This window comes from Mesorhizobium sp. SEMIA396 (assembly GCF_024518615.1).
GTDB lineage: Bacteria > Pseudomonadota > Alphaproteobacteria > Rhizobiales > Rhizobiaceae > Mesorhizobium.
Map to the genome: position 1 here is coordinate 36,664 of NZ_JANIFC010000003.1, position 23,903 is coordinate 60,566.

Below are 23,903 nucleotides of genomic sequence, written 5' to 3' on the forward strand. Positions count from 1 at the left end.
CTATCTCCCTGCGCCTTCGAACCAGGCCACCAGCAGCGCCCGCTCCTTGTCGGTGATCTGGCTGACGTTGGCGGGCGGCATGGCGTGGCTGCGGCCGGCCTGCAGATAGATCTCGCGGGCGTGGTTGGCGATGTCGGCGTCGGTGTCGAGCATCACGCCCTTGGGCGCATGATAGATGCCCTCATAGACCGGCTCCGCCGCGTGGCACATCGAGCAGCGGCCGAGCACGGTGTCGCGTACGGCCGGGAAATGCGCTGAAGCGACATAGATTTGCGCCGCCGCAGATTCCCTGGGTTCGCCGGTCAGCACTTTCGGCGCGGTCGACAGCCAGATGATGACAATGAACAGGACAAGTGCCGCCATCCAGGTCCAGGTCGGGTTGCCCTTGCGCGCGTGGACCGAGTTGAAATAGTGCCGGATCAGCACGCCGATGATGAACACCAGCGAGGCGATGACCCAGTTGAACTCAGTGCCGAACGCCAGCGGATAGTGGTTCGACAGCATCAGGAACAGCACCGGCAGCGTCAGATAATTGTTGTGGAGCGAACGCTGCTTGGCGATCTTGCCGTATTTCGGGTCGGGCTTGCGGCCGGCGATGAGGTCGGCGACGACGATCTTCTGGTTTGGGATGATAACCATGAAGACATTGGCCGACATGATCGTGGCGGTGATGGCGCCCAGATGCAGAAAGGCGGCGCGGCCGGTGAACAGGTGCGTCAGCCCCCAGGCGATGAACACCAGCACGCAATAGAGCACCAGCATCAGGCCGGTATCGCTTTTTCCCAGCGGCGAGCGGCACAGCAGATCATAGACCACCCAGCCGACGCCAATCGTTGCCAGCGACAGCAGGATGCCTGTAGGCACCGACATCGGCAGCACGTTCGGATCGATCAGGAACAGATCGGCTCCGGCGTAGTAGACGACGCACAGCATGGCGAAGCCGGACAGCCAGGTGGCGTAGGATTCCCATTTGAACCAGGTCAGGTGTTCCGGCATTTCGGCTGGCGCCACGAGATATTTCTGGATGTGGTAGAAGCCGCCGCCATGCACCTGCCATTCCTCGCCGAAGGCGCCGACGGGCATGCCGGGACGCTGGCGCAGGCCAAGGTCGAGCGCGACGAAGTAGAAGGACGAGCCGATCCAGGCGATGCCGGTGACGACGTGGAGCCAGCGCACGGCAAAACTCAGCCAGTCCCAGAAAATCGCGAAATCCATCATTGAAATCGTCCCTGCCGATCGGGCGACTTTACGGGTTGGAGCGCAAACGGAAAGAGGCGAGGTGCACGATGACTTTCAAAAAAAAATGGAAAATACTAGGGTAGTCACACGCAGCAGGATGGGAGCCGCCCGAAGGCGGCCTCAGGAAAGCCACTAAACCGCATGGCCTATCTCGACAACATTGCCGTCTTCGTTCGCGTGGTCGAACTCGGCAATCTGTCGGCGGCCGGGCGCGACATGCGGATTTCGCCGGCGGTCGCCTCCAACCGCATCAAGGAGTTGGAGAAGCACCTAGGCGTGCGTCTGTTCAACCGCACGACGCGGCAATTGATGCCGACCGAGCATGGCACGGTTTTTTACGGGGGCGCAAAGCAGGTGCTGGAGGCGATCACCGAAGCGGAAGCCGCGGTCTCGGCGCTTTCCGGTCAGCCGCGCGGCACCATCCGCGTCACCGCCCCCTTGGGCCTCGGCCGTCGGTTGGTGGCCTCGGGCATTCCCGATTTTCACGACAAATACCCAGACATCGAGGTGAGGCTGAGGCTTTCGGATCACAATGTCGACATCATGAAGGAAGGCATCGACGTCGCCTTCCGGCTCGGCATCATCGAGGATTCCAGCCTCAGGATGCGCGGCATCATGGAATGCGAGCGCGTGCTGGTGGCGGCGCCGAAATATCTCGAGGCGCGCGGCGAACCGATCGAGCCGCAGGAACTGATCGGCAAGAAGCACGACTGCCTGATGCTGCGTTATTCCGGCGCGCGCGAATATGTGTGGACGCTGCAGACCCCCACAGGCCCGCAGAAATTCGAGGTGCACGGGCCATATGACACCGACGATGGCGACGTGCTGACCGGCTGGGCGCTTTCAGGCCGCGGCATCATCAACAAGCCGCGCTTCGAGGTCGAGCCATTCATCCGCGACCGGCGGCTGAAGGTGATCCTGAGCAGCACGCCACCGACACCGGTGCAGTTCGCCGCCGTGTATCCGCACAAGAAGCTGCAGGATCCAAAAGTGCGGCTGCTGCTCGACTTCATGGCCGAGCGCTGCCAGCGACTGATCAACGATCTGCTAGCTGGGAAATAATGCTGGCCTCCACGTGACCGGCGGTTGGCCCAGCGCCAGCGGTTGCCATCCCCTGAAGTGGCGAACATAGTTCGGGTGGTATTTCGTCTCGCAGGCACCATCGATGGACAGCGGCGCCACAATGCATCTTGCCGTTTCGCTGTTTCCGGGGATCGCCGATCCATCGCCGGAACCGGGATTCAGCCGCCTGACTGGTTTCGTGCAAAAGGCCGAAGCAGCGGGCCTGGACATGGTGCTGCTTGCCGATTCCGCACCGGCGGCCGGCGGCGGTGCCGCGAACAGCCCGATGCCCTTCGAAGCGACCACTTTGCTGGCCGCATTGGCGACTGTCACAAGCAGGATCGGGCTCGTCGCCGCGGCATCGACCGTCGCCCACCAGCCATACAATCTGGCGCGCCGTTTCGCCTCGCTCGACATTATCAGCCATGGCCGCAGTGGCTGGAACGCAACCATGACGCAAGCGCCACGGGAAGCAGCCAATTTCAGCCGGCCCGGGGGATTTTCGCCCGACGATTTCCGCCGTCGCAGTGAGGAATGTATCGGCATCGTGCAAGGTCTGTGGCGGGGCTGGGATGCGGACGCGCTGCTGTTCGACCAGAGCGGCGGCCGCTTCCATGACCCCGAAAAGATGCATTTGCTCGACCATAAGGGCGAGTTCTTTTCCGTGCGCGGACCGCTGAACGTCGCACGCTCGCCGCAGGATACGCCAGTGCTCGTCTTGTCGGGCTTGAGCGAAGCCGACCTGGATATTGCCGCCCGCATCGCCGATGTCATCCTGCTGGATGACGGACCGGTGGAGGGCGCGACAGGACGCTATGACGATATCAGGCGCCGTGTCGCAGCCTGTGGACGCGACCCGGATGCCGTCAAGGTGCTGACGAACGTCGCGCCAACCGCCGATAGTAAGCCGGCTGCCGTCGCCGAGAGGCTGGAAGAGGAATTCCGGGCGAAAAGCTGCGACGGGTTCAACATCCTGATGCCGGCACAGCTTTCAGCGCTCGACGATTTCGTCGATCTGGTTTTGCCGGAACTGAGGCAGCGTGGCCTGTTTCGAGAGAACTATCGCGGCACGACGTTGCGCTCGCATCTCGGGCTTGCCGGCGGAGGTGACCGATGACCGCTCGCCAGATCAAGCTCGGCGCCTTCCTGTGGGCGACAGGCCACCACATCGCGGCCTGGCGCCATCCCAAGGCACACGTCACCGCCGGCACTGACATCGACCATTACATCGCGCTGGCGCGCACGGCGGAAGCGGCGAAGTTCGACATGATCTTCTGCGAAGATGCCGCAGGCCTGCGCGAAGCCAATGTCGGCATTGCCAGCCAGACTTCGCGCTCGATCGGCTTCGAGCCGATCAGCCTGCTTTCGGCGCTCGCCGTCCAGACCAGCCGCATCGGCCTCGTCTCGACAGCCTCGACAAGCTACAACGAGCCCTATGGCCTGGCGCGAGCCTTCCTGTCGCTCGACCATCTGAGCGGCGGCAGGGCCGGCTGGAACCTGGTCACCTCGGCCAGCCCTGTCGAGGCCGCCAATTTCGGCTCGACCGGCCTCAAGCCCCATGCCGATCGCTATGAGCGCGCGCGCGAATTCGCCGAGGTGGTAACCGGGCTCTGGAACGGCAAGCTCGATGGAGCTTCTGGATCCGGACATGACGGCCAGAGCTTTTCGGTTCGCGACCCGCTCGATCTGCCGCGTTCGCCGCAGGGCGCGCCTGTCATGGTCCAGGCCGGCGCCTCGGATGTCGGCCGCGACCTTGCCGCCCGCACCGCCGATGTGGTGTTCACCGCGGCGCAGACCTTCGAGGAAGCGAAGGCCTTCTACGACGATCTCAAGGGGCGTCTGGCGGCCTACGGGCGCGAGCCTGACGACATCAAGATCATGCCGGGCGTCGCGCCAGTGGTGGCGGAGACCGAAGCGGAGGCCCGTGAAAAATATGAGGAATTGCAGGCGCTGATCCCCGACGACGTCGGTGTGGCGCTGCTGTCCAGCTATCTCAGCATCTCCGATCTGTGGCGCTACCCGATCAACGGGCCGCTGCCGGACCTGCCGGAGAGCGAGGGGATGAAAAGTCGGCAGGCGCTGGTCATCGAGCAATCGCGCCGCGACGGCCTCTCTATCCGCGAGCTTGCCCGGCATTTCGCCGGCGCGCGTGGCCATTGGCGCATCGTCGGCACGGCGGCCCAGGTTGCCGATGAGTTGCAGGCGCGGTTCGAAGGCGGTGCCGCCGACGGCTTCAACGTCATGCCCTCTTATTTCCCCGGCGAACTCAATGCCTTTGCGATGCTCGTCGTGCCTGAACTGCAGCGGCGCGGCCTGTTCCGCACGGAGTACGAGGGCCGCACATTGCGCGACCAACTGGGTTTGAAACAGCCGGTTTAGCTGTGGCGCAGCCTAGCCTGCCATCACCCTGCCATGCGGAATTTGATGGTCGGCACTTGAGGTTGCGTTGTGACTGACCAGCGCCGTCATGATCTCGGCCGCCGCCAGCGCCGCGATGACCTGCGGGCGCTTGTCCTTGACGGTGTCGCCGCCGATTGGCGAGACGAGGCGGGCAAACTCAGCTTGACTGCCATCCGCCGATTTCAGGAACCAGTTCCTGAACGTCGCTTTCTTGGTCTTCGAGCCGATCATGCCGACATAGGCGGCATCGTCGCGTTTCAGCGCCTCGGCGACGATCAGGAAATCCAGCGCATGGTCGTGGGTCAGGATGGCGAAGGCAGTGCCGGCGGGAGCATCGCGCACCATCGCCTCGGGCATCGGCGTCAGCCGCATCTCTACGGTTTCCGGCATGCCTTCCAGTGCTTCGGCGCGCGTCTCGATGACGACGCCGTGCACGGGAAGAAGTGCGATCGTCGACGCCAGCGCCTGGCCGACATGGCCGCCGCCGAAGACGTAGACATATGGCAGGTGTGCCTCTTCGGCTTCCGCAACCGCAACCAGTTCGGCGGCAAGCGCGGCATCGACGAGCCGGATCAGCACTTCGACGCGCCCGCCGCAGCATTGGCCGATTTCCGGGCCTAGCGGGACGTCCAGGGTAGCGCAGACTTTGTCAACCTCGATGCGGGTTCCCCTCCCCCTCGAGGGGAGGGTGGCGGCGAAGCTGCCGGGTGGGGTCGGATCGACCGGGCTCAACGCCCTGGCGGTGCCTTCTGATAGGACCCCCTCTGTCGGCTTCGCCGACATCTCCCCCTCAAGGGGGGAGAAGAGCATCTGCCTGGCCCTGTCGATTGCCATGTATTCGAGCTGACCGCCGCCGATCGTGCCAAAGATCGCCGCCCGCGAGACGAGCATAAATGCGCCCTTCTCGCGTGGCGTCGAACCTTTTGTGCCAGCCACTTCGACCAGGGCAATCCGGTCGGCGCTGGCAAGGAAGTCTCTCAGGCTTTGCACTTTCGAATTCATCATTCGCATTCCCGTGCGGGAAATATAGGTTTTTTCGGCCCGGATTGCACACATTGCTGACCCCCTGGGCCGGATTCAGGCGCCGGCCTCTTTCTTCAGCCGCTCGATCGCCATCAGCACGCGTTCCGGTGTGGCGGGGGCATCGAGGCGCGGGCAAATCTTGTTGTCGGCGACACTGGCCACCGCATCCGACAGCGCATGCAGCACCGACATGCCGAGCGGGAACGGCGGCTCGCCGACCGCCTTGGAGCGGTGGATGGTCGGCTCGCCCGCTTCCGGCCAGTCGGCCAAGGTGACGTTGAAGATCTTTGGCCGGTCGGAGGCGAGCGGGATCTTGTAGGTCGACGGCGCATGCGTGCGCAGCCGGCCCTTGGCGTCCCACCACAGTTCTTCCGTCGTCAGCCAGCCCATGCCCTGGATGAAGCCGCCCTCGATCTGGCCGATGTCTATAGCTCGGTTCAGCGAGCGCCCGCAGTCATGGAGAATATCGGTACGCTCGACCATGTATTCTCCGGTCAGCGTGTCGACCGAGACTTCCGAACACGAGGCGCCATAAGCGAAATAATAGAAGGGGCGGCCCTCGCCCTTGTCGCGGTTCCAGTGGATTTTCGGCGTCTTGTAGAAACCCGCCGCCGACAGCTGGACACGGGCCATATAGGCCTGCTTGACGAGGTCGGCGAAGGCGATTTCCTGGTTGCCGATGCGCACCCGGTTGGGCAGGAACAGCACCTGATCGCGCGGCACCTGGTATTTTTCGGCGGCGAAATCGGTCAGCCGGTCCTTGATCTGGCGCGCGCCATTTTGCGCCGCCATGCCGTTGAGGTCCGAGCCGGACGACGCTGCCGTGGCGGAAGTGTTCGGCACCTTGCCGGTCGTGGTCGCGGTGATCTTGACCTGGTCGAGGTCGATCTGGAACTCTTCCGCCACCACCTGCGCCACCTTGACGTAGAGGCCCTGCCCCATCTCGGTCCCGCCATGGTTCAGATGCACCGAACCGTCGGTGTAGACATGCACCAGCGCGCCGGCCTGGTTGTAGTGGGTGGCGGTGAACGAGATGCCGAACTTGACCGGTGTCAGCGCCAGGCCGCGCTTGATGAAACGGCTGTTGGCGTTGAAGGCCGATATCTCACGCCGCCGCCGCGCATAGCTGGCGCTTTCCTCCAACTCGGCGACGATGCGCTGGATGATGTTGTCCTCGACCGTCTGGTGGTAGGGCGTGATGTTGCGGCCCCTCTCGCTATCACCACTGGTGCCGTAGAAATTCTTTTTGCGGATTTCGAGTGGATCCTTGCCGACGGCAAAGGCCACCTCGTCGATGACGCGCTCGGCGCCGACCATGCCTTGCGGGCCACCGAAACCCCGAAACGCGGTGTTCGAGACGGTGTTGGTGTAGAGCGGCGCCGATTGGGCATGCACCGCCGGCCAGAAATAGGTGTTGTCGCAGTGGAACAGCGCGCGATCGGTCACCGGGCCGGAAAGGTCCGACGAAAAACCGCAGCGCGCCGCGAACATGAAATCGACGCCGAGGATATTGCCCTCGTCATCGAAGCCGACCTCGTAGTCGACGAGGAAATCATGACGCTTGCCGGTGGCGATCATGTCGTCGTCGCGGTCGGGCCGGATTTTCACGGCGCGATGGTGTTTCTTCGCGGCGATCGCGGCCAATGCGGCAAACTGGTTGCCCTGCGTCTCCTTGCCGCCGAAGCCGCCGCCCATGCGGCGGATTTCCACCGTGATGGCGTTGCTCGGCACGCCGAGCGCGTGGCTGACCATATGCTGGACTTCGCTCGGATGCTGGGTCGAGGAATAGATGGTGACGTCCTGGTCCTCGCCCGGAATGGCCATGGCGATATGGCCTTCGAGGTAGAAGTGTTCCTGGCCGCCGACGCGCATTTTTCCCTTCAACCGGCGCGGCGCCTGACGGATGGCTGTGGCGGCATCGCCGCGCTTCAGCGTCAGTGGCGGCGTGACGAGTTTGTCCTTCCTAGGATCGAGCGCACCAATGTCGGTGACGAAGGGCAATTCCTTGTATTCGACCTTGGCCAGCCTGGTGGCGCGGCGCGCCTGCTCGCGGGTCTGCGCAATGACGCAGAAGATTGGCTGGCCGTAGAATTGCACCTTGCCGTCGGCCAGCACCGGCTCGTCGTGGCGGCCGGTCGGCGAAATGTCGTTTTCGCCGGGCACGTCACTGGCCGTCAGCACGTCGACAACGCCGGGCGCTGTACGCACCGCCGAGAGATCCATGCTGGCGATCGTGGCATGCGTGGCGCTGGAAAGCCCGAGGCAGCCATGCAGCGTGCCGGCCGGTTCCGGCATGTCGTCGATATAGACGGCGGTGCCACTGACATGCTTGTGGGCGGAGTCATGCCGTTGATCGGTGGCAACGCCGCCGGCGATCTTTTCAGCCTTGAGGTTGGGGGCAGCGTGCTTGTTCATCATGCGCGCCCTTTCCCTTCTCCCCGTTCACGGGGAGAAGGTGGCCCGAAGGGTCGGATGAGGGGCAGCGCCGACGTCGACAGCCTTGCAGACAAAGATCGACGACGGCGCCGCCCCTCATCTGCCTGCCGGCATCTTCTCCCCGTGAACGGGGAGAAGGACGCTACTCGCGACCGTTCGGCTGTTTGTTCACTGGCATTGGTGCTCATCATGCCGCCTCGTTGCGTGACACTTGGAATGGTGCCCGGGTATCCGTGGTCTCGGCAAAGAAGCGCAACAGCAGGTTTTTCGCCGCCAGTGCGCGATATTCGGCCGAGGCCCGCATATCGGTCAGCGGAGTGAAATCCCTGGCATATTCGGCCATCGCCGCTTCAACTGCCTGTTCGGTCCACGGCTTGCCGAGCAGCGCTTTTTCGACAGAGGACGCCCGCTTCGGCGTCGCCGCCATGCCGCCATAGGCGATGCGCACCTCCGCCACCGTGCCGTCTTTAGCCAGCGTCAGGAAAAAGGCGCCGAGGGCTGCGGTAATGTCTTCGTCGCGGCGCTTGGTGATTTTGTGGACGGCGAATTTCGTGCCCCTGGCCGGAACCGGAACGTGCACGGCCTCGACGAATTCGCCCGGTTGCCGGTCCTGTTTGCCATAGGCAATGAAGAAGGTTTCCAGCGGAATCGAGCGCCGCTTCTTGCCCTTGCGCAGGGTGAGACTTGCGCCAAGCGCGATCAAGGGCGGCGGCGTGTCGCCGATCGGCGAGCCGTTGGCGATGTTGCCGCCGATGGTGCCCATGTTGCGCACCTGTTCGCCGCCGATGCGATCGAACAACGGCCCCAGCGCCGGGATACGCTTCGCCAATGTAGCGAAGGCGTCAGTGTAGGTGACGCCGGCGCCGATCGAAATGACGCCCTTGTCTTCCGAGATGGTGCAAAGTCCGTCGAGATTGCCTATGAAAATGGCCGGCGAAATATCGCGCATATGCTTGGTCACCCATAGGCCGACATCAGTCGAGCCGGCAACGATGGTGGCGCCGGGTTCCTTGTCCAGCACGGCGGCGAAATCATCGACGTTGGCCGGCACGACCAGCCGCGCCTTGGCCGAACCGATCTCGACCCGGGCGCCGTCATGCAGGGCCTCGAGCCTCTCGGTGATCGCCTTGCGCTCTGCGGCCAGCGGATCCTCCGCCGCCTTACCGTAGCTGGAGATGGCATGCGCGGCGCGGATGATCGCCTCGTAGCCGGTGCAGCGGCAGAGATTGCCTTGCAAGGCCTTTTCGATATCCGCGTTCGACGGATTCGATGACTTCATCCACAGGCCATAGAGCGACATGACGAAGCCCGGCGTGCAGAAGCCGCATTGCGAGCCGTGGAAATCGACCATCGCCTGCTGCACCGGATGCAGTTGGCCTGATACGCCGCGCAGATGCTCGACGGTCACGACGTGTGTGCCGTCGAGCGAGCCGAGGAAGCGGATGCAGGCATTGACGCTTTCATAGACCAGCCCGTCCGCCGAGAGCTTGCCGACCAACACGGTGCAGGCGCCGCAATCGCCCTCGGCGCAGCCTTCCTTGGTGCCGCGCAGCGAACGGTCGAGCCGCAGCCAGTCGAGCAGGGTCGCGTCTGACGCCACCGACGAAAGCGCGACGTCCCTGCCGTTGAGGATGAAGCGGATTTCTTTGCGGATGCTGATTTTGGCCATGCCTCAGCTCCCCCTGTATGTCGAGTAGCCGTAGGGCGAGACCAGCAGTGGCACATGATAGTGCACGGGCTCGGCCATGCCGAAGCGGATTGGTACTACATCGAGAAAGGCGGGTTTCGGCAGGCTCAACCCCTGCTGACGCAAATAGTCGCCGGCGGCGAAGACCAGTTCGTATTCGCCGGTGCGGAACTCCGCGCCGGCGAGCAGCGGCTTGTCGCAACGGCCGTCGGCATTGGTGACAACGGTCTTCAGATGTGTCCGCGCCTTGCCGTCGAGGTGATAAAGCGCGATCGACAGTCCCGCCGCCGGCTTGCCGGTCGCCGTGTCGAGGACATGGGTCGTCAGACGCCCGCCATCGGCATTCGACGTTTCTGCCATTGGCCGCCTCCCATTTCCGGTACGAGCGAATTGGCCCGGTACGATCAAGTATCAACAGTGAATTGTGCGCCAATTAAAGGCGATGCATAAGTCCCGGTCGAGCGGAGTGCGACAAAAACACTTTCAAAAATTTTCGGGGGAATGCGAGAGGCACCCTTTCGATATCCTGATCATACTTCGGGCCATGCCCGGCGGGAGGGACGATGCGTTACAGCAGAGACATGCGCGGCTACGGAGCCAATCCGCCGGACCCGAAATGGCCTGGCGGCGCACATGTCGCCGTGCAGTTCGTCGTCAACTACGAGGAAGGCGGCGAGAACTGCGTCCTGCATGGCGACAAGGCGTCTGAAGCCTTCCTGTCGGAAATCGTCGGCGCGGCACCCTGGATGGGCCAGCGTCACTGGAACATGGAATCCATCTACGAATACGGTGCCCGCGCCGGCTTTTGGCGGCTGCTGCGGCTGTTCACCGAGTCGCAAGTGCCGATCACCTGCTACGGCGTCGCCACCGCACTCGCCCGTTCGCCGGATCAGGTGGCGGCCATGCAGGAAGCCGACTGGGAGATCGCCTCGCACGGGCTGAGATGGATCGACTACCGCGACCACAGCGCCGAAGATGAGCGCCGCGACCTCGAGGCGGCGATCAAGCTGCACTACGAAGTGACCGGCGCGCGCCCGACCGGCTGGTATACGGGTCGCACATCGATCAACACAGTGCGGATTGTGGCGGAAGAAGGTGGTTTCGACTATGTGTCGGACACCTATGACGACGAGCTGCCCTACTGGTTCGAGCATGAGGGCGGCGCGCAGCTCATCATCCCCTATACGCTCGACGCCAACGACATGCGCTTCGCCACGCCGCAGGGCTTCAACTCGGGCGACCAGTTCTTTGCTTATTTGAAGGACAGCTTCGACACGCTCTATGCCGAGGGCAAGGCCGGCCGGCCACGCATGATGAACATCGGTCTGCATTGCCGCCTCGTCGGGCGGCCGGGGCGGGTGGCGGCGCTGAAGCGCTTCGTCGACTATGTGAAGTCGCACGACAAGGTCTGGCTGGCGCGGCGCATCGACATCGCCAAGCACTGGCAAGAGGTCAATCCTTATCAACCGGCGGCGCTCAGCCCATCGAAGATGGAATTCGAGACCTTCGTTCATACCTTCGGCGGCGTGTTCGAGCATTCGCCCTGGATCGCCGAACGCGCCTACGAATTGGAACTGGGCCCGGCGCATGACACTTCAGGCGGCCTGCACAACGCGCTTTGCCGTGTCTTCCGGTCCGCCAGCGAGACCGAGCGGCTTTCGGTGCTCAACGCCCATCCCGACCTTGCCGGCAAGCTGGCCAAGGCCAAACGGCTGACGGCGGAATCGACCAGGGAACAGGCCTCGGCCGGCCTCGACGCGCTGACCGACAAGGAGCGCGAACTGTTTTCCAAGCTGAACGCCGCCTACGTCACCACCTTCGGCTTTCCCTTCATCATCGCGGTGAAGGGCAAGACGAGGCAAGAAATCCTGGCGGAGTTCGAGGCGCGCATCGGCAACAGCCGCGGCGTCGAATTCGAGACCGCCTGCAAACAGGTCGAGCGCATCGCACTGCTCCGCCTCAAGGACATGCTTCCGCAATAGGTTTGAACCCATGGATACGATCAGAATGCCCGAGCGAACCTATTACGCACCACATGGCGGCCACCCCGGCCAGAGCGAGCTTCTGACCGGCCGCGCCGTCTTCACCGAGGCCTATGCCGTCATTCCTCGGGGTGTGATGCAGGACATCGTGACCAGTGCGTTGCCGTTCTGGGACGAGACCCGCGTCTGGATCTTGTCGCGACCACTGTCCGGTTTTGCCGAGACGTTCTCGCAATACATTGTCGAGGTCGCGCCCGGCGGCGGCAGCGACCGGCCGGAACCCGATGCCGGCGCCGAAGGCGCGCTGTTCGTGGTCGAAGGCGAACTGACGGTTCTGCTGGCCGGCAAGAAGCATGTCTTGCGGCCCGGCGGCTTTGCCTTCCTGCCGCCTGCCAGCGGCTGGACGGTCCGCAACGAAAGCAAGGCCGACGTGCGCTTCCACTGGATTCGCAAGGCTTACGAGGCGGTCGACGGTCTCGATGCGCCGGAGGCCTTCTTCGCCAACGAACAGGAGATCGCGCCGACGCCGATGCCCGGCACCGAGGGCCGCTGGGCGACGACGCGTTTCGTCGATCCAGCCGATTTGCGCCACGACATGCACATGACCATCGTCACGCTTGAACCGGGTGCGGTCATTCCCTTCGCCGAGACCCATGTCATGGAGCACGGGCTCTATGTGCTGGAAGGCAAGGCGGTCTATCGCCTCAATCAGGACTGGGTCGAGGTTGAGGCCGGCGACTATATGTGGCTGCGCGCCTTCTGTCCGCAGGCCTGCTATGCCGGCGGCCCGGGCAAATTCCGTTATCTGCTCTACAAGGACGTGAACCGGCACGCCAAGCTCGGCGGCGTCGGTGTCCCTGGGCGGACGCCGTGACGCGGATCATTGCGCGGCCACTGACCCGCGAGAGCTTTGCTCCGTTCGGCGACGTCATCGACATGGGCGGCGACAACCACTACCCGATCAATGGCGGCCGCGCGGAACGCTATCACGATCTGGCGACCGCCGAGGCGACCGGACCGAATGCCCGCGTGCTGATCTCGATGGTGCGCGGCACGCCTTACGAACTGCCGCTGAAGCTGAGCATGGTCGAGCGCCACCCCTTCGGCAGCCAGGCCTTCATCCCGCTGTCGCCGCGTCCATTCCTGGTCGTCGTCTGCCATGACGGCGAGCAAGGGCCTGATGAGCCGCATGCCTTCATCACCGCACCCGGCCAAGGCATCAATTACCGGCGCAATCTCTGGCATGGCGTGCTGACGCCGCTCGGCGAGCCTCAGGATTTCCTGATCGTCGACCGTGGCGGCGACGGCTCCAATCTCGAAGAGTTCCATTTCTCGCACGCCTACGAGATCCATCTCCCTTAATTTTTTGTGCGTGTCGTTACCCCAAACCCGGGGCACTTTGGGCGACATGCGGCAGGAGACCCCCTGATGACGGATATTTCGCTGATCGACCGCCTGCTCGACGTTATCGAGCACGACATCGTGCCGAAGACGGCCGACGGCGTCACCCATGGCAACAAGCTGTTCGGCGCCGCGATCCTGCGCAAGGACGACCGGTCGCTGGTGCTGGCCGAAACCAACAACGAGATGGAAAACCCGCTCTGGCACGGCGAGGTGCACTGCCTGAAGCGCTTCTACGAAATGCCCAGGGCTGAACGCGTCGATACGAAAGACGCCATCTTCATCGCCACGCACGAACCCTGCTCGCTCTGCCTGTCGGCTATCACCTGGACCGGCTTCGACAATTTCTACTATCTGTTCAGCCACGAGGATTCGCGCGACAGCTTTGCCATCCCGCACGACCTGAAAATCCTGAAAGAGGTCTTCACCCTCGATCCCGGCGGCTACAATGCCGAGAATGCCTACTGGAAGAGCTTTTCCATACGTCGGTTGGTGCGAACTTTGCCCGAAGCCGAGCGGCAACGGCTGGAAACACGTATCGGCGCGATTTCGGCGCGCTACGATGAGTTGTCCGGCGTCTATCAGGCGAATAAGGACGATAACGACATTCCGCTGAATTGACGCGGATTGACCAGCCGAATTCGTTGGCTGGCCCACGACGCGACCCCACCGGCTCCATCATCTGGCGATCCTGGAGCATGCCATGAAAACAGTCACCGAATTTTCCCGCAAGGTCGTCGAATTCCCGGACATGGGGATCGTCATGCCGGACGGCTGCCGGCTCTCGGCGCGGGTGTGGATGCCGGAGGATGCGGGCGACGATCCGGTGCCGGCGATCCTCGAACACCTGCCCTACCGCAAGCGCGACGGCACCATCTTTCGCGATCAGCTGACGCATCCCTATTTCGCCGGCCACGGCTATGCCTCGATCCGCGTCGACATGCGCGGCAATGGCGATTCCGAAGGGCTGATGGACGACGAGTATTCCGAGCAGGAATTGCAGGACGCCTGCGACGTCATCGCCTGGGCGGCAAGCCAGCCCTGGTGCAACGGCAATGTCGGCATGATGGGCATTTCCTGGGGCGGCTTCAACTGCCTGCAGGTGGCGGCCAAGCAGCCGCCGGCGCTGAAAGCCGTGATCAGCCTATGCTCGACCGTCGACCGCTATGCCGACGACATCCACTACAAGGGCGGCTGCCTGCTGATCGAGAACTTCGGCTGGGCTTCGACCATGCTGTCCTACTCGTCGCGGCCACCGGACCCGCTGCTGGCCGGCGACAACAGATGGCGCGATCTGTGGCTGACCCGGCTGGAGAACCAATCCTTCCTGGCGCCGCTGTGGCTGAAACACCAGCACCGTGATGCCTACTGGAAGCGCGGCTCGATCTGCGAGGATTTCTCCGCCGTCAAAGCCGCGGTGCTGTCGATCGGCGGCTGGCATGACGGCTACCGCAACACGGTCTCGCATCTGGCCAGCAACATCGAAGCCCCGGTCAAGGGCATTATCGGGCCATGGATCCACAAATACCCGCACTACGCAGGACCAAAACCCGCCATCGGCTTCCTGCAGGAGGCTCTGCGCTGGTGGGACCGCTGGCTGAAGGGTGTCGACACCGGTGTCGAGTCCGACCCGGCCTACCGCGCCTATGTCATGGACAGCGTGCGCCCAGCGCGCTGGCACCCCGAGCGGCCTGGCCGCTGGGTGGCGGAGCAGGAATGGCCATCGTCCAACATCAAGACACAAACGGTCGATCTGATCCCGTCAACGGAAAAACCCTCCATCGTTGCCTCGCCGCAAAGCTGCGGCCTGGCCGGTGGCGAGTATTTTCCCTTCACCTTCGGCCCCGAACTGCCGGGCGATCAGCGCCCCGACGATGCGCTGTCGGTGTGTTTCGACCAGTCGGAACTCAGTCAGGCCATCGACATCGTCGGCGCTCCGGAAGTCGAGGTGCGGCTGTCCTCCGACCGTCCGCAGGCCAACATCGCGATCCGGCTCTGTGACGTGCATCCCGACGGCGCCTCGGAACTGATTTCCTATGGCGTGCTCAATCTGACGCATCGCAATTCGCATGAATTTCCCGAGGCGCTGGTGCCGGGCGAAACCGTGTTCGCGCGCGTCGTGCTCGATCAATGCGGCTATCGCGTTCCGCCCGGCCACCACCTGCGTGTTGCCGTTTCAAACGCCTATTGGCCTGCCATCTGGCCGTCGCCGGAGCCGGTCCGGCTGACCTTGTCGGCGGCGACGCTCCGCTTGCCGCTGCGGCCGCTGGCGACAGACGACGAAGCGGCGTTCGCCGAGCCGGAAGGTGCCACTCCCTGGGCAACGGAGACGATCCGCGCCAGCAATTCCGAGCGCCATATCGATCGTGACGAAAAGACCGGAATCGTGACGCTTTCCATCGATGATGATTTCGGCGAGGTGCGCGATCTCGCTCATGGCCTGGCCAATGGCAGCATCGCCCGCGAGACCTGGACGATCCACCCCGACGATCCGCTCTCGGCCTCGGGGAAGACGCACTGGACGCAGACCCTGTCGCGAAACGGATGGTCGGTACGCACCGAAACGACAGCCGAAATGCGATCGGACGCGCAAAACTTCATCGTCAGCGCCAGAATCGAGGCCTATGAGGACGAAACCCTCGTCTTCGAGCGCAATTTCGAAGAGAAGGTGCGGCGCGCGCTTCTTTGAGCGCCGATTCATTGGTCCAATTGCGACGTACGATTTACGCCACGGCATGTCGCATTCGGTCTTGCTTACCGCTTTCCCTTGCGGTCATTATTCTCCTCACAAGAAACAAGAAAAACGACCGCAGAGTCGAACCAACAGAGTGAGGAACTCAAAATGTCGAACGAACTGGAATTTCTTAGCCGGCGTGTCGCGTCGGGCAAACTGAGCCGTCGTGATTTTCTCGGCCGGGCGGCGGCGCTCGGTATCTCCGCGCCCTTCGCCAACTCGCTGCTTTCAAGCGCTGCACGCGCGGCGGGTCCGGTCAAGGGCGGCACACTGAAGGCCGGCCTAGTCGGCGGTGAATCCACCAACAGCCTCGACCCGGCGCTGTTCATGACTCAGGTGCCGTTCGCCTTCGGCAAGATGTGGGGCGAATTGATTGTCGAGCTTTCGCCCGAAGGCAAGCTCGAGAATCGTATCGCCGAGGAGATCGGCTCGTCGGACGACGCCAAGGTGTGGACGCTGAAGATCCGCGACGGCGTCGAATTCCACAACGGCAAGACGGTGACCGCCGAGGACGTGGCCGCCACACTTGAGCGCCATTCCGACGAGAAGTCGAAATCCGGCGCGCTCGGCTATATGAAGGGCATCGAAACCATCAAGGCCAGCGGCAAGGAAGTCGTGCTGACCCTGAAGGAAGCCAATGCCGACCTGCCCTATTTGCTCAGCGACTATCACCTGATCGTCCAACCGAATGGCGGCAAGGACAAGGCCGACGCAGGCATCTCGGCCGGTCCTTACAAGGTTACGACCAATGAGCCCGGCGTGCGCCATGGCGGCGAGCGTTTCGCCAATTACTGGCAGGGCGACAAGATGGGCCACGCCGACCAGATCGAGATCATCGTCATCAACGATGCGACGGCGCGCACCGCCGCCCTGCAAGGCGGCCAGGTCAACATGATCAACCGCGTCGAGCCGAAGATCGTCGACCTGATCAAGCGCCTGCCCGGCGTCACCATCCGCAACCATGCGGGTCCCGGCCACTATGTCTTCATCGCGCATTGCAACACCGCACCCTTCGACAACAACGATCTGCGCATGGCGCTCAAGCTGGCCATCGACCGCGAAGAAATGCTCGACAAGATCCTGCGTGGCTACGGTTCGATCGGCAACGACTTCCCGATCAATGCGTCCTATCCGCTGTTTACCGAGATCGAGCAGCGCAAATACGATCCCGACAAGGCCAAGTTCCACTTCAAGAAGTCGGGCCATGATGGCGCCGTGCTGCTACGGACTTCCGACGTCGCCTTCCCCGGCGCCGTGGATGCCGCGCAACTCTATCAGCAGAGCGCGGCCAAGGCCGGCATCAAGTTGGAGATCAAACGCGAACCGGGCGACGGCTACTGGTCGGAAGTCTGGAACAAGCAGCCCTTCTGCGCCTCCTACTGGGGCGGCCGCTCGACGCAGGACCAGATGTACTCGACCGCCTATCTGTCGACGGCGGACTGGAACGACACGCGTTTCAAGCGTCCGGATTTCGACAAGATGGTGCTGGCGGCCCGGGCCGAACTTGACGAGACCAAGCGCAAGGCGATGTACCACGACATGGCTGTCATGGTCCGCGACGAAGGCGGTCTGATCCTGCCGATGTTCAACCAGTTCATCGACGCGACCGGTGCCAAGGTCGATGGCTGGGTCGACGATCCACATCAGGAACTGATGAACGGTTACGCCTTGGCGAAGTGCTGGCTGCAGGCCTGAGCCGGCTTTGCGGATATGTCTTCACCCATCCTGAAACTGATTGCCCAGCGCATCGCGCTGGGCATTCTCCTCTTGTTGGCCGTTTCGGTCCTGATTTTCGCCGGCACGCAGATCCTGCCCGGCGATGTCGCGCAAGCCATTCTTGGGCAATCGGCGACACCGGAGTCGCTCGCCAATTTGCGCGAGCAGCTCGGCCTCAACGATCCGGCCTATATCAGGTATTTCCGTTGGCTCGGCGGGGTGGTGACAGGCGACCTGGGTACCGCCATGTCGAGCGGCCAGGATATCGCCACGTCGATCAAGGGCCGGCTGTGGAACACGCTGTTCCTCGCCTTCTGGGCAGCGGTCGTCGCGGTGCCGCTAGCGATTATCCTCGGTCTGATCGCGGTGCGCTACCGCAATGGCTGGGTCGACAAGCTGATCTCCGGGCTGGCTCTGGCCTCGACCTCCTTTCCCGAGTTCTTCATCGGCTATGTGCTGGTCTATTTCTTCGCCGTGAAATGGCAAATCTTCCCGGGCATTTCGACTGTCTATGACGGCATGCCTTTTGGCGAGCGCATGCAGGCGATCGCTCTGCCGGCGGCAGCGCTGACGCTGGTCGTGCTCGCCCACATGATGCGCATGACACGCGCGGCGATCCTCAATGTCATGCAGTCGGCCTATGTCGAGACCGCGGAACTGAAGGGCCTGTCGGCCTTCAACGTCATCCGCAAGCACGCCTTCCCCAATGCCATCGCGCCGATCATCAACGTCGTCATGCTCAACCTCGCCTACCTGATCGTCGGCGTCGTCGTGGTCGAGGTGATTTTCGTCTATCCGGGCATGGGGCAGTATCTTGTCGACCACGTCACCAAACGCGACGTGCCGGTGGTGCAGGCGGTCGGCCTGATCTTCGCCGCCGTTTATATCAGCCTGAATATCATTGCGGACATAGCGGCGATCGTCGCCAATCCGCGTCTCAGACATCCGAAATAGGGGGCGGATATGCTCGATATCAAACGCATCCCCCTCCCCGCGCTGATCGGGATCGTGCTGACGGCATTGTTCGTGCTGGCGGCGATCTTCGCCCCCTGGATCGCGCCGCACGGCAATGGCGAAATCGTCGGCGACGTCTGGGAACCGATGTCGGCTGCCCATTTGCTGGGCACCGACAATCTCGGCCGCGATCTTCTGTCTCGCATGATCTACGGCGCCCGCATCACTTTGTTCATCGCGGTGCTGGCCACCGCACTGTCATTCTCGCTCGGCGCCATCCTCGGCTTCTCGGCGGCCGTCTTCGGCGGCTGGTTCGACACGCTGCTGTCGCGCCTCGTCGATCTCTTGATGTCGATCCCGACGCTGATCATGGGTCTCGTCGTGCTGTCAGTGCTGCCGACCAATCTGGTGACGCTGATCCTGGTGATGGGCATTCTGGATTCGACCCGCGTCTATCGCCTGTCGCGCGCGGTCGCCGTCGACATCAACGTCATGGACTATGTCGAGGCGGCGAAACTGCGTGGTGAGGGCAGCGGCTGGATCATCTTCCGCGAGATCCTTCCCAACGCATTGTCGCCGCTGGTTTCGGAACTCGGCCTACGCTTCATCTATGCCGTGCTGTTCCTGTCGACGCTGTCGTTCCTCGGCCTTGGCGTGCAGCCACCGGACGCCGACTGGGGCGGCATGGTCAAGGAAAACAAGGATGGCATCGTCTTCGGCATCGCGGCCGCGCTTATCCCGGCGGCGGCGATCGCCCTGTTGGCGATTTCCGTCAACCTGGTTGCCGACTGGGTGCTCAACCGGACGACCAGCCTCAAGGGAGGACGCGGGTGATGGCCGACACCAAAGCGAAATCAGGCCTGCTGCTCGACATCCGCAACCTACGCATCGAAGCCACCGTCTTCCCGCCCGGCGAGCCGCCAAAGAACATCGTGTTGGTGCACGATGTCTCGCTGACGCTTGAAAAAGGCAAGGTGCTCGGCCTGATCGGCGAGTCCGGCGCCGGCAAGTCGACCATCGGCCTGTCGTCGATGGGCTATGGCCGCGGCGGCGTGCGCATCACCGGCGGCGAGGTGATCCTGAACGGCCGCGACATCCTCAAGGGCGGCAAGGACGGCTTCCGCAAATTACGCGGCCGCGAGGTCTGCTATGTCGCGCAATCGGCGGCAGCCGCCTTCAACCCGGCGCACCGGCTGATGGACCAGGTGGTGGAAGCCACGCTGCTGCACGGTACGGCAACGCGGGCCGAGGCCGAGAAGCGCGCGGTTGCGCTGTTCAAGAAGCTCAGCCTGCCGAACCCTGAAACCATCGGCGAGCGCTTTCCGCACCAGGTTTCGGGTGGCCAGTTGCAGCGCGTGATGACGGCGATGGCGCTGTGCTCCGAGCCGGACCTGATCGTCTTCGACGAGCCGACAACGGCGCTCGACGTGACGACGCAGATCGACGTGCTGGCGGCGATCAAGGATGCCATCCGCGACACCCATGTCGCTGCGCTCTACATCACCCACGACCTTGCCGTCGTCGCCCAGGTCTCAGACGAGATCATGGTGCTGCGCCATGGAAGGCTGGTCGAATGGGGCGGCACAAGGCAGATCATCAAGGAGCCGCGCCAGGAATACACCAATGCGCTGGTCTCGGTGCATGAGATCGAGCATCAGGAGCAGAAACCCGGCACGTCGCCATTCCTGTCGGTGAAGAACGTCACCGCCGCCTATGGCCGCAGCGACATCAAGGTGCTGAAGAACGTCTCGGTCGACATCTATCCGGGTCAGACGCTGGCCGTGGTCGGCGAGTCCGGCTCCGGCAAGTCGACGCTGGCGCGCGCCATCACGGGACTTTTGCCGCCCGAACAGGGCACCGTCACCTTCGACGGACGTCCGCTGGCCAACAGGCTGGCCGACCGGCCGAAGGAGGATTTGCGCCAGTTGCAGATGATCTACCAGATGGCCGACGTGGCGATGAACCCGCGCCAGACCGTCGGCACCATCATCGGCCGGCCGCTCGAATTCTATTTCGGCATACGCGGCCGCGAGCGCGACAGGCGCGTCGCCGAACTGCTCGACAAGATCGAGATGGGCAAGGGCTTTTCCGACCGCTATCCGGCCGAACTTTCCGGCGGCCAGAAACAGCGTGTCTGCATCGCCCGATCGCTTGCCGCCAAGCCGAAGCTGATCATCTGCGACGAGGTGACCTCTGCGCTCGATCCGCTGGTCGCCAACGGCATCCTCAAGCTGCTGCTGGAGTTGCAGAAGGAGGAGAACGTCGCCTATCTGTTCATCACGCACGACCTCGCCACTGTGAAGTCGATCGCCGATTCGATCGCGGTTATGTATCGCGGCGAGGTGGTGCGCTACGGCCCCAAGAGCCAGGTGCTAAGCCCGCCCTTCGACGCCTACACCGACCTGCTGCTCTCCTCGGTTCCAGAGATGGAAATCGGCTGGCTGGAAAAGGCAATCAAGGGACGGCGCATGGCCAGCGCGGGCAACTAAAGCAATTCGGGGAAACTGGAACCGGTTCTCCCAGAAGAAGCGCATGGCGCTTCCCCTGGGAATTGCACCAGACCAAGCCGCCACATGGGGCGCCGGCGACCGTCATCCGGATGCAACACAAGAGCGCCAAACGTCCTTCGGGACGAGCGCTGCTCGCACGACTTTTAAAACAGGGGTAGGACATGAAGACTGAACTCGATTATCTCGCCGAACTCGCCGGTCAAGGCCGGATATCGCGCCGCGCCTTTCTTGGGCGCGCCGCCGCGCTCGGCGTATCGGCGGCCCTGATGCCGGCGCTGGCCGGCAAGGCATTTGCCCAGACGGCGGTGAAGGGCGGTATCATCAAGGCCGGTCTGCAGGGCGGTGAATCCACCAACAGCCTCGATCCGGCGCTGAACCTCAGCCAGGTTACCTTCAGCTTCGGCAAGCTTTGGGGCGAGTATCTCGTGCGCCTCACCCCGGACAACAAGCTGGTCAACCTGATTGCCGAGGAGATTGGCGCCTCGGCCGACGCCAAGACATGGACAATCAAGATCCGCGACGGCATCGAGTTCCACAATGGCAAGACGGTCGGCGCGGAGGATGTTGCTGCCACCATTGAGCGCCATGCGGACGAGAAGTCCAAGTCCGGAGCACTCGGCATCCTCAAGAACATCAAGGGGATCAAGGCGAGCGGCAAGGAGGTCATCGTCACGCTCGGCGACGCCGATGCCGACTTCCCCTATCTGATGGCCGACTACCATCTCACCATCCAGCCGAATGGTGGCAAGGACGATCCGAACGCCGGCATCAGCGCCGGTCCCTATAAGGTTAGCGTCAACCAGCCCGGCGTGCGCCATGGCGGCGAGCGCTTCGCCAATTACTGGCTGGGCGACAAGGCCGGCCATGCCGACCAGGTCGAGATCATCGTCATCAATGACGCGACCGCACGGCTTGCCGCCCTGCAGGGCGGCCAGGTGCACATGATCAACCGCGTCGAGCCGAAGGTCGTCGATCTGGTCAAGCGCATCGCGGGCGTTTCCATCGAGAACGTCTCGGGCAAGGGCTACTACCCGTTCAACATGTTCTGCGACACCGCCCCCTTCGACAGCAACGATCTGCGGATGGCGCTGAAGCTTGCCATGGACCGCGACGAGATGCTGGAAAAGATCCTGCGCGGCTATGGCTCGGTAGGTAACGACTTCCCGATCAACGAGGCCTATCCGCTGTTTTCCGCCGACATCGAGCAGCGCAAGTTCGATCCGGACAAGGCGGCGGCAGCCTATAAGAAATCGGGCCACAGCGGCTCGATCGTGCTGCGCACCTCGGACGTCGCCTTCCCGGGCGCCGTCGATGCCGCACAGCTCTATCAGCAGTCCTGCGCCAAAGCCGGCATCAAGATCGAGATCAAGCGCGAGCCCGGCGACGGCTACTGGTCGGAGGTCTGGAACAAGCAGCCTTTCTCGCTCTCCTACTGGGGCGGACGCGCGACGCAGGACCAGATGTATTCCACCGGCTATGTCTCGACCGCCGACTGGAACGACACGCGCTTCAAGCGGCCGGAATTCGACAAGATGCTGTTTACCGCGCGCGGCGAGCTCGACCAGGCCAAGCGCCAGGCGATCTACCACGATATGGCAGTTATGATGCGTGACGAAGGCGGGCTGATCGTGCCCTTCTTCAACCAGTTCATCGACGCGGCCGCCACCAGCAAGATCGGCGGCTATGCCAAGAGCCCTATCGGCGAAATGATGGACGGCTACGCGCTTGCCGAGTGCTGGCTCAACGCTTGAGCGGACTCTGATCGTCCGATTTCATCAATCAAGAACGCCGTGTGCCCAAGACGGCACACGGCGTCCCGCTTCAACCGCCAACCGCATGGAGCAGCCCATGGCGCTCAAGTCCAAGCTTCTGCTGATCATCCTCGACGGCGTGCCTTACCGGAACTGGCGCCGGCTGATGGGCAATCTCGAAGGCTGGGTGCAATCGGGCGAGGCGCGCGTCTGGAAGATGCGCTCGGTGCTGCCGTCGACCTCGGCCTGCTGCTATGCGTCGATCCACACCGGGGTCTCACCGCAGGTGCACGGGATTCTCTCCAACGAGAACCGGTTCCGCGTCGAGCAGCCCGATATCTTCTCCGAAGTCAGCAAGGCAGGCGGCAAGACGGGGGCGGTGACCCATTCCTACTGGTCGGAATTCTTCCGCGGCTATCCGTTCGACCTGGTCGAGGACATGGAATTCGACGAGCCAAGCGGGCCGATCACGCATGGCCGCTTCCACACCATGACCGGTTACAACCTTCGCAACCAGATGACGCCGAGCGATGTCGACCTGTTCGCGACGCTGACGATGCTGACGAAACGCCATGGCATCGACTACGGCATCCTGCACACCTGCACGCTGGACTCGATGGGACACCGCTTCGGCCACGACTGCCACGAGATGGACCATGCCGTCTATGCGATGGACGGGATGCTGGCCGCCTTCCTGCCGCGCTGGATCGAAGCCGGCTATGAGGTGATTGTCACCGCCGATCACGGCCAGACCGATCGTGGCCATCATGGCGGCCATGACGACGAGATGCAGGATTTCGCGCTGTACTATTTTGGACAAGGTAAGGGTCCGCAGGCCGACACGCTGCTCGACCAGCTGCAGCTGGCGCCGACAGTGCTGAGCCGGCTGGGTGTGGCAATACCGGAGGCGATGAAGGCTAAATCTTTCTTGGGGTGAGCGGGCGCGCAGAACTCTTCCCTTCCCCCCTTGTGGGGGGAAGGGAAGACCCTGCCTCTGGCAACACTTCC

19 protein-coding genes are annotated in these 23,903 nt (G+C 63.1%); 14 read left to right on the forward strand and 5 right to left on the reverse strand.

Features of this window, described 5'->3' with window-relative positions; all coding sequences use genetic code 11:
• Positions 1-1,218, reverse strand: coding sequence for a urate hydroxylase PuuD (locus NP503_RS09635; protein ID WP_127266491.1), 1,218 nt, complete (start codon positions 1,216-1,218; stop codon positions 1-3).
• Positions 1,219-1,380: 162 nt separating this feature from the next.
• On the opposite strand from NP503_RS09635, the gene NP503_RS09640 reads away from it, so the two are divergent.
• The 3 genes from NP503_RS09640 (at position 1,381) to NP503_RS09650 (ending at position 4,680) form a co-directional block, all read left to right on the forward strand.
• On the forward strand, positions 1,381-2,301 hold the full coding sequence (locus NP503_RS09640) for a LysR family transcriptional regulator (RefSeq protein WP_027039874.1): 921 nt from the start codon (positions 1,381-1,383) through the stop codon (positions 2,299-2,301).
• A gap of 103 nt (positions 2,302-2,404) precedes the next feature.
• Positions 2,405-3,418 carry an LLM class flavin-dependent oxidoreductase gene (locus tag NP503_RS09645; RefSeq protein WP_127266490.1) on the forward strand — a complete coding sequence of 338 codons (1,014 nt, stop codon included), beginning with the start codon at positions 2,405-2,407 and terminating at the stop codon, positions 3,416-3,418.
• The gene (locus NP503_RS09650) at positions 3,415-4,680 is read left to right on the forward strand and encodes an LLM class flavin-dependent oxidoreductase (protein WP_127266489.1); all 1,266 of its coding nucleotides are present in this window, start codon (positions 3,415-3,417) and stop codon (positions 4,678-4,680) included. The genes NP503_RS09645 and NP503_RS09650 overlap by 4 nt, the downstream gene beginning before the upstream one ends.
• Positions 4,681-4,692: 12 nt before the next feature.
• On the opposite strand, the gene xdhC is transcribed toward NP503_RS09650, so the two are convergent.
• From xdhC to uraH, 4 genes are all read right to left on the reverse strand, one after another.
• A complete protein-coding gene (gene xdhC / locus NP503_RS09655; protein ID WP_127271953.1) occupies positions 4,693-5,703 on the reverse strand; it encodes a xanthine dehydrogenase accessory protein XdhC in 1,011 nt (336 codons plus the stop codon).
• Between the two features lie 75 nt (positions 5,704-5,778).
• Positions 5,779-8,139: a xanthine dehydrogenase molybdopterin binding subunit gene (gene xdhB / locus NP503_RS09660; protein WP_127271950.1), complete on the reverse strand. Its 2,361-nt coding sequence runs from the start codon at positions 8,137-8,139 to the stop codon at positions 5,779-5,781.
• Positions 8,140-8,347: 208 nt separating this feature from the next.
• Positions 8,348-9,829: a xanthine dehydrogenase small subunit gene (gene xdhA, locus NP503_RS09665; protein ID WP_127268650.1), complete on the reverse strand. Its 1,482-nt coding sequence runs from the start codon at positions 9,827-9,829 to the stop codon at positions 8,348-8,350.
• A 3-nt stretch (positions 9,830-9,832) separates the two neighbouring features.
• Positions 9,833-10,207 carry a hydroxyisourate hydrolase gene (gene uraH / locus NP503_RS09670; RefSeq protein WP_127268651.1) on the reverse strand — a complete coding sequence of 125 codons (375 nt, stop codon included), beginning with the start codon at positions 10,205-10,207 and terminating at the stop codon, positions 9,833-9,835.
• Positions 10,208-10,410: 203 nt separating this feature from the next.
• On the opposite strand from uraH, the gene puuE reads away from it, so the two are divergent.
• The 11 genes from puuE to NP503_RS09725 all read left to right on the forward strand — a co-directional run bounded on the left by puuE (position 10,411) and on the right by NP503_RS09725 (position 23,832).
• Positions 10,411-11,829 (forward strand): allantoinase PuuE, encoded by a 1,419-nt coding sequence (gene puuE, locus NP503_RS09675; RefSeq protein WP_127268652.1) that lies wholly within the window; start codon positions 10,411-10,413, stop codon positions 11,827-11,829.
• A 10-nt stretch (positions 11,830-11,839) separates the two neighbouring features.
• A complete protein-coding gene (locus NP503_RS09680) occupies positions 11,840-12,703 on the forward strand; it encodes a bifunctional allantoicase/(S)-ureidoglycine aminohydrolase (protein WP_127271948.1) in 864 nt (287 codons plus the stop codon).
• Positions 12,700-13,191: an ureidoglycolate lyase gene (locus NP503_RS09685; protein ID WP_127271946.1), complete on the forward strand. Its 492-nt coding sequence runs from the start codon at positions 12,700-12,702 to the stop codon at positions 13,189-13,191. The genes NP503_RS09680 and NP503_RS09685 overlap by 4 nt, the downstream gene beginning before the upstream one ends.
• A 66-nt stretch (positions 13,192-13,257) precedes the next feature.
• Complete coding sequence (locus tag NP503_RS09690; RefSeq protein ID WP_127269858.1) at positions 13,258-13,851, forward strand: nucleoside deaminase; 594 nt, start codon at positions 13,258-13,260, stop codon at positions 13,849-13,851.
• Positions 13,852-13,933: 82 nt separating this feature from the next.
• Positions 13,934-15,919, forward strand: a complete 1,986-nt coding sequence (locus tag NP503_RS09695) for a CocE/NonD family hydrolase (RefSeq protein ID WP_127269856.1) — start codon at positions 13,934-13,936, stop codon at positions 15,917-15,919.
• A gap of 153 nt (positions 15,920-16,072) precedes the next feature.
• On the forward strand, positions 16,073-17,659 hold the full coding sequence (locus NP503_RS09700; protein ID WP_127271943.1) for an ABC transporter substrate-binding protein: 1,587 nt from the start codon (positions 16,073-16,075) through the stop codon (positions 17,657-17,659).
• A 15-nt stretch (positions 17,660-17,674) separates the two neighbouring features.
• Positions 17,675-18,634: an ABC transporter permease gene (locus tag NP503_RS09705; protein WP_127268156.1), complete on the forward strand. Its 960-nt coding sequence runs from the start codon at positions 17,675-17,677 to the stop codon at positions 18,632-18,634.
• A 9-nt stretch (positions 18,635-18,643) separates the two neighbouring features.
• Entirely contained in the window at positions 18,644-19,468 is an 825-nt protein-coding gene (locus NP503_RS09710; protein WP_127268157.1) for an ABC transporter permease, read from the forward strand.
• Positions 19,468-21,123 carry an ABC transporter ATP-binding protein gene (locus tag NP503_RS09715; RefSeq protein ID WP_127268158.1) on the forward strand — a complete coding sequence of 552 codons (1,656 nt, stop codon included), beginning with the start codon at positions 19,468-19,470 and terminating at the stop codon, positions 21,121-21,123. Before NP503_RS09710 ends, NP503_RS09715 begins: the two co-directional genes overlap by 1 nt.
• Positions 21,124-21,305: 182 nt before the next feature.
• Complete coding sequence (locus NP503_RS09720; protein ID WP_127268159.1) at positions 21,306-22,895, forward strand: ABC transporter substrate-binding protein; 1,590 nt, start codon at positions 21,306-21,308, stop codon at positions 22,893-22,895.
• A 97-nt stretch (positions 22,896-22,992) separates the two neighbouring features.
• Positions 22,993-23,832, forward strand: a complete 840-nt coding sequence (locus NP503_RS09725; RefSeq protein WP_127268160.1) for an alkaline phosphatase family protein — start codon at positions 22,993-22,995, stop codon at positions 23,830-23,832.
• Positions 23,833-23,903 lie beyond the last annotated feature (71 nt).

Coding starts and splice junctions, on each gene's coding strand:
- NP503_RS09635 (WP_127266491.1), bottom strand. CDS start 1,218: ATGATGGATTTCGCGATTTTCTGGGACTGGCTGAGTTTTGCCGTGCGC.
- NP503_RS09640 (WP_027039874.1), top strand. CDS start 1,381: ATGGCCTATCTCGACAACATTGCCGTCTTCGTTCGCGTGGTCGAACTC.
- NP503_RS09645 (WP_127266490.1), top strand. CDS start 2,405: ATGGACAGCGGCGCCACAATGCATCTTGCCGTTTCGCTGTTTCCGGGG.
- NP503_RS09650 (WP_127266489.1), top strand. CDS start 3,415: ATGACCGCTCGCCAGATCAAGCTCGGCGCCTTCCTGTGGGCGACAGGC.
- xdhC (WP_127271953.1), bottom strand. CDS start 5,703: ATGAATTCGAAAGTGCAAAGCCTGAGAGACTTCCTTGCCAGCGCCGAC.
- xdhB (WP_127271950.1), bottom strand. CDS start 8,139: ATGAACAAGCACGCTGCCCCCAACCTCAAGGCTGAAAAGATCGCCGGC.
- xdhA (WP_127268650.1), bottom strand. CDS start 9,829: ATGGCCAAAATCAGCATCCGCAAAGAAATCCGCTTCATCCTCAACGGC.
- uraH (WP_127268651.1), bottom strand. CDS start 10,207: ATGGCAGAAACGTCGAATGCCGATGGCGGGCGTCTGACGACCCATGTC.
- puuE (WP_127268652.1), top strand. CDS start 10,411: ATGCGTTACAGCAGAGACATGCGCGGCTACGGAGCCAATCCGCCGGAC.
- NP503_RS09680 (WP_127271948.1), top strand. CDS start 11,840: ATGGATACGATCAGAATGCCCGAGCGAACCTATTACGCACCACATGGC.
- NP503_RS09690 (WP_127269858.1), top strand. CDS start 13,258: ATGACGGATATTTCGCTGATCGACCGCCTGCTCGACGTTATCGAGCAC.
- NP503_RS09695 (WP_127269856.1), top strand. CDS start 13,934: ATGAAAACAGTCACCGAATTTTCCCGCAAGGTCGTCGAATTCCCGGAC.
- NP503_RS09700 (WP_127271943.1), top strand. CDS start 16,073: ATGTCGAACGAACTGGAATTTCTTAGCCGGCGTGTCGCGTCGGGCAAA.
- NP503_RS09705 (WP_127268156.1), top strand. CDS start 17,675: ATGTCTTCACCCATCCTGAAACTGATTGCCCAGCGCATCGCGCTGGGC.
- NP503_RS09710 (WP_127268157.1), top strand. CDS start 18,644: ATGCTCGATATCAAACGCATCCCCCTCCCCGCGCTGATCGGGATCGTG.
- NP503_RS09715 (WP_127268158.1), top strand. CDS start 19,468: ATGGCCGACACCAAAGCGAAATCAGGCCTGCTGCTCGACATCCGCAAC.
- NP503_RS09720 (WP_127268159.1), top strand. CDS start 21,306: ATGAAGACTGAACTCGATTATCTCGCCGAACTCGCCGGTCAAGGCCGG.
- NP503_RS09725 (WP_127268160.1), top strand. CDS start 22,993: ATGGCGCTCAAGTCCAAGCTTCTGCTGATCATCCTCGACGGCGTGCCT.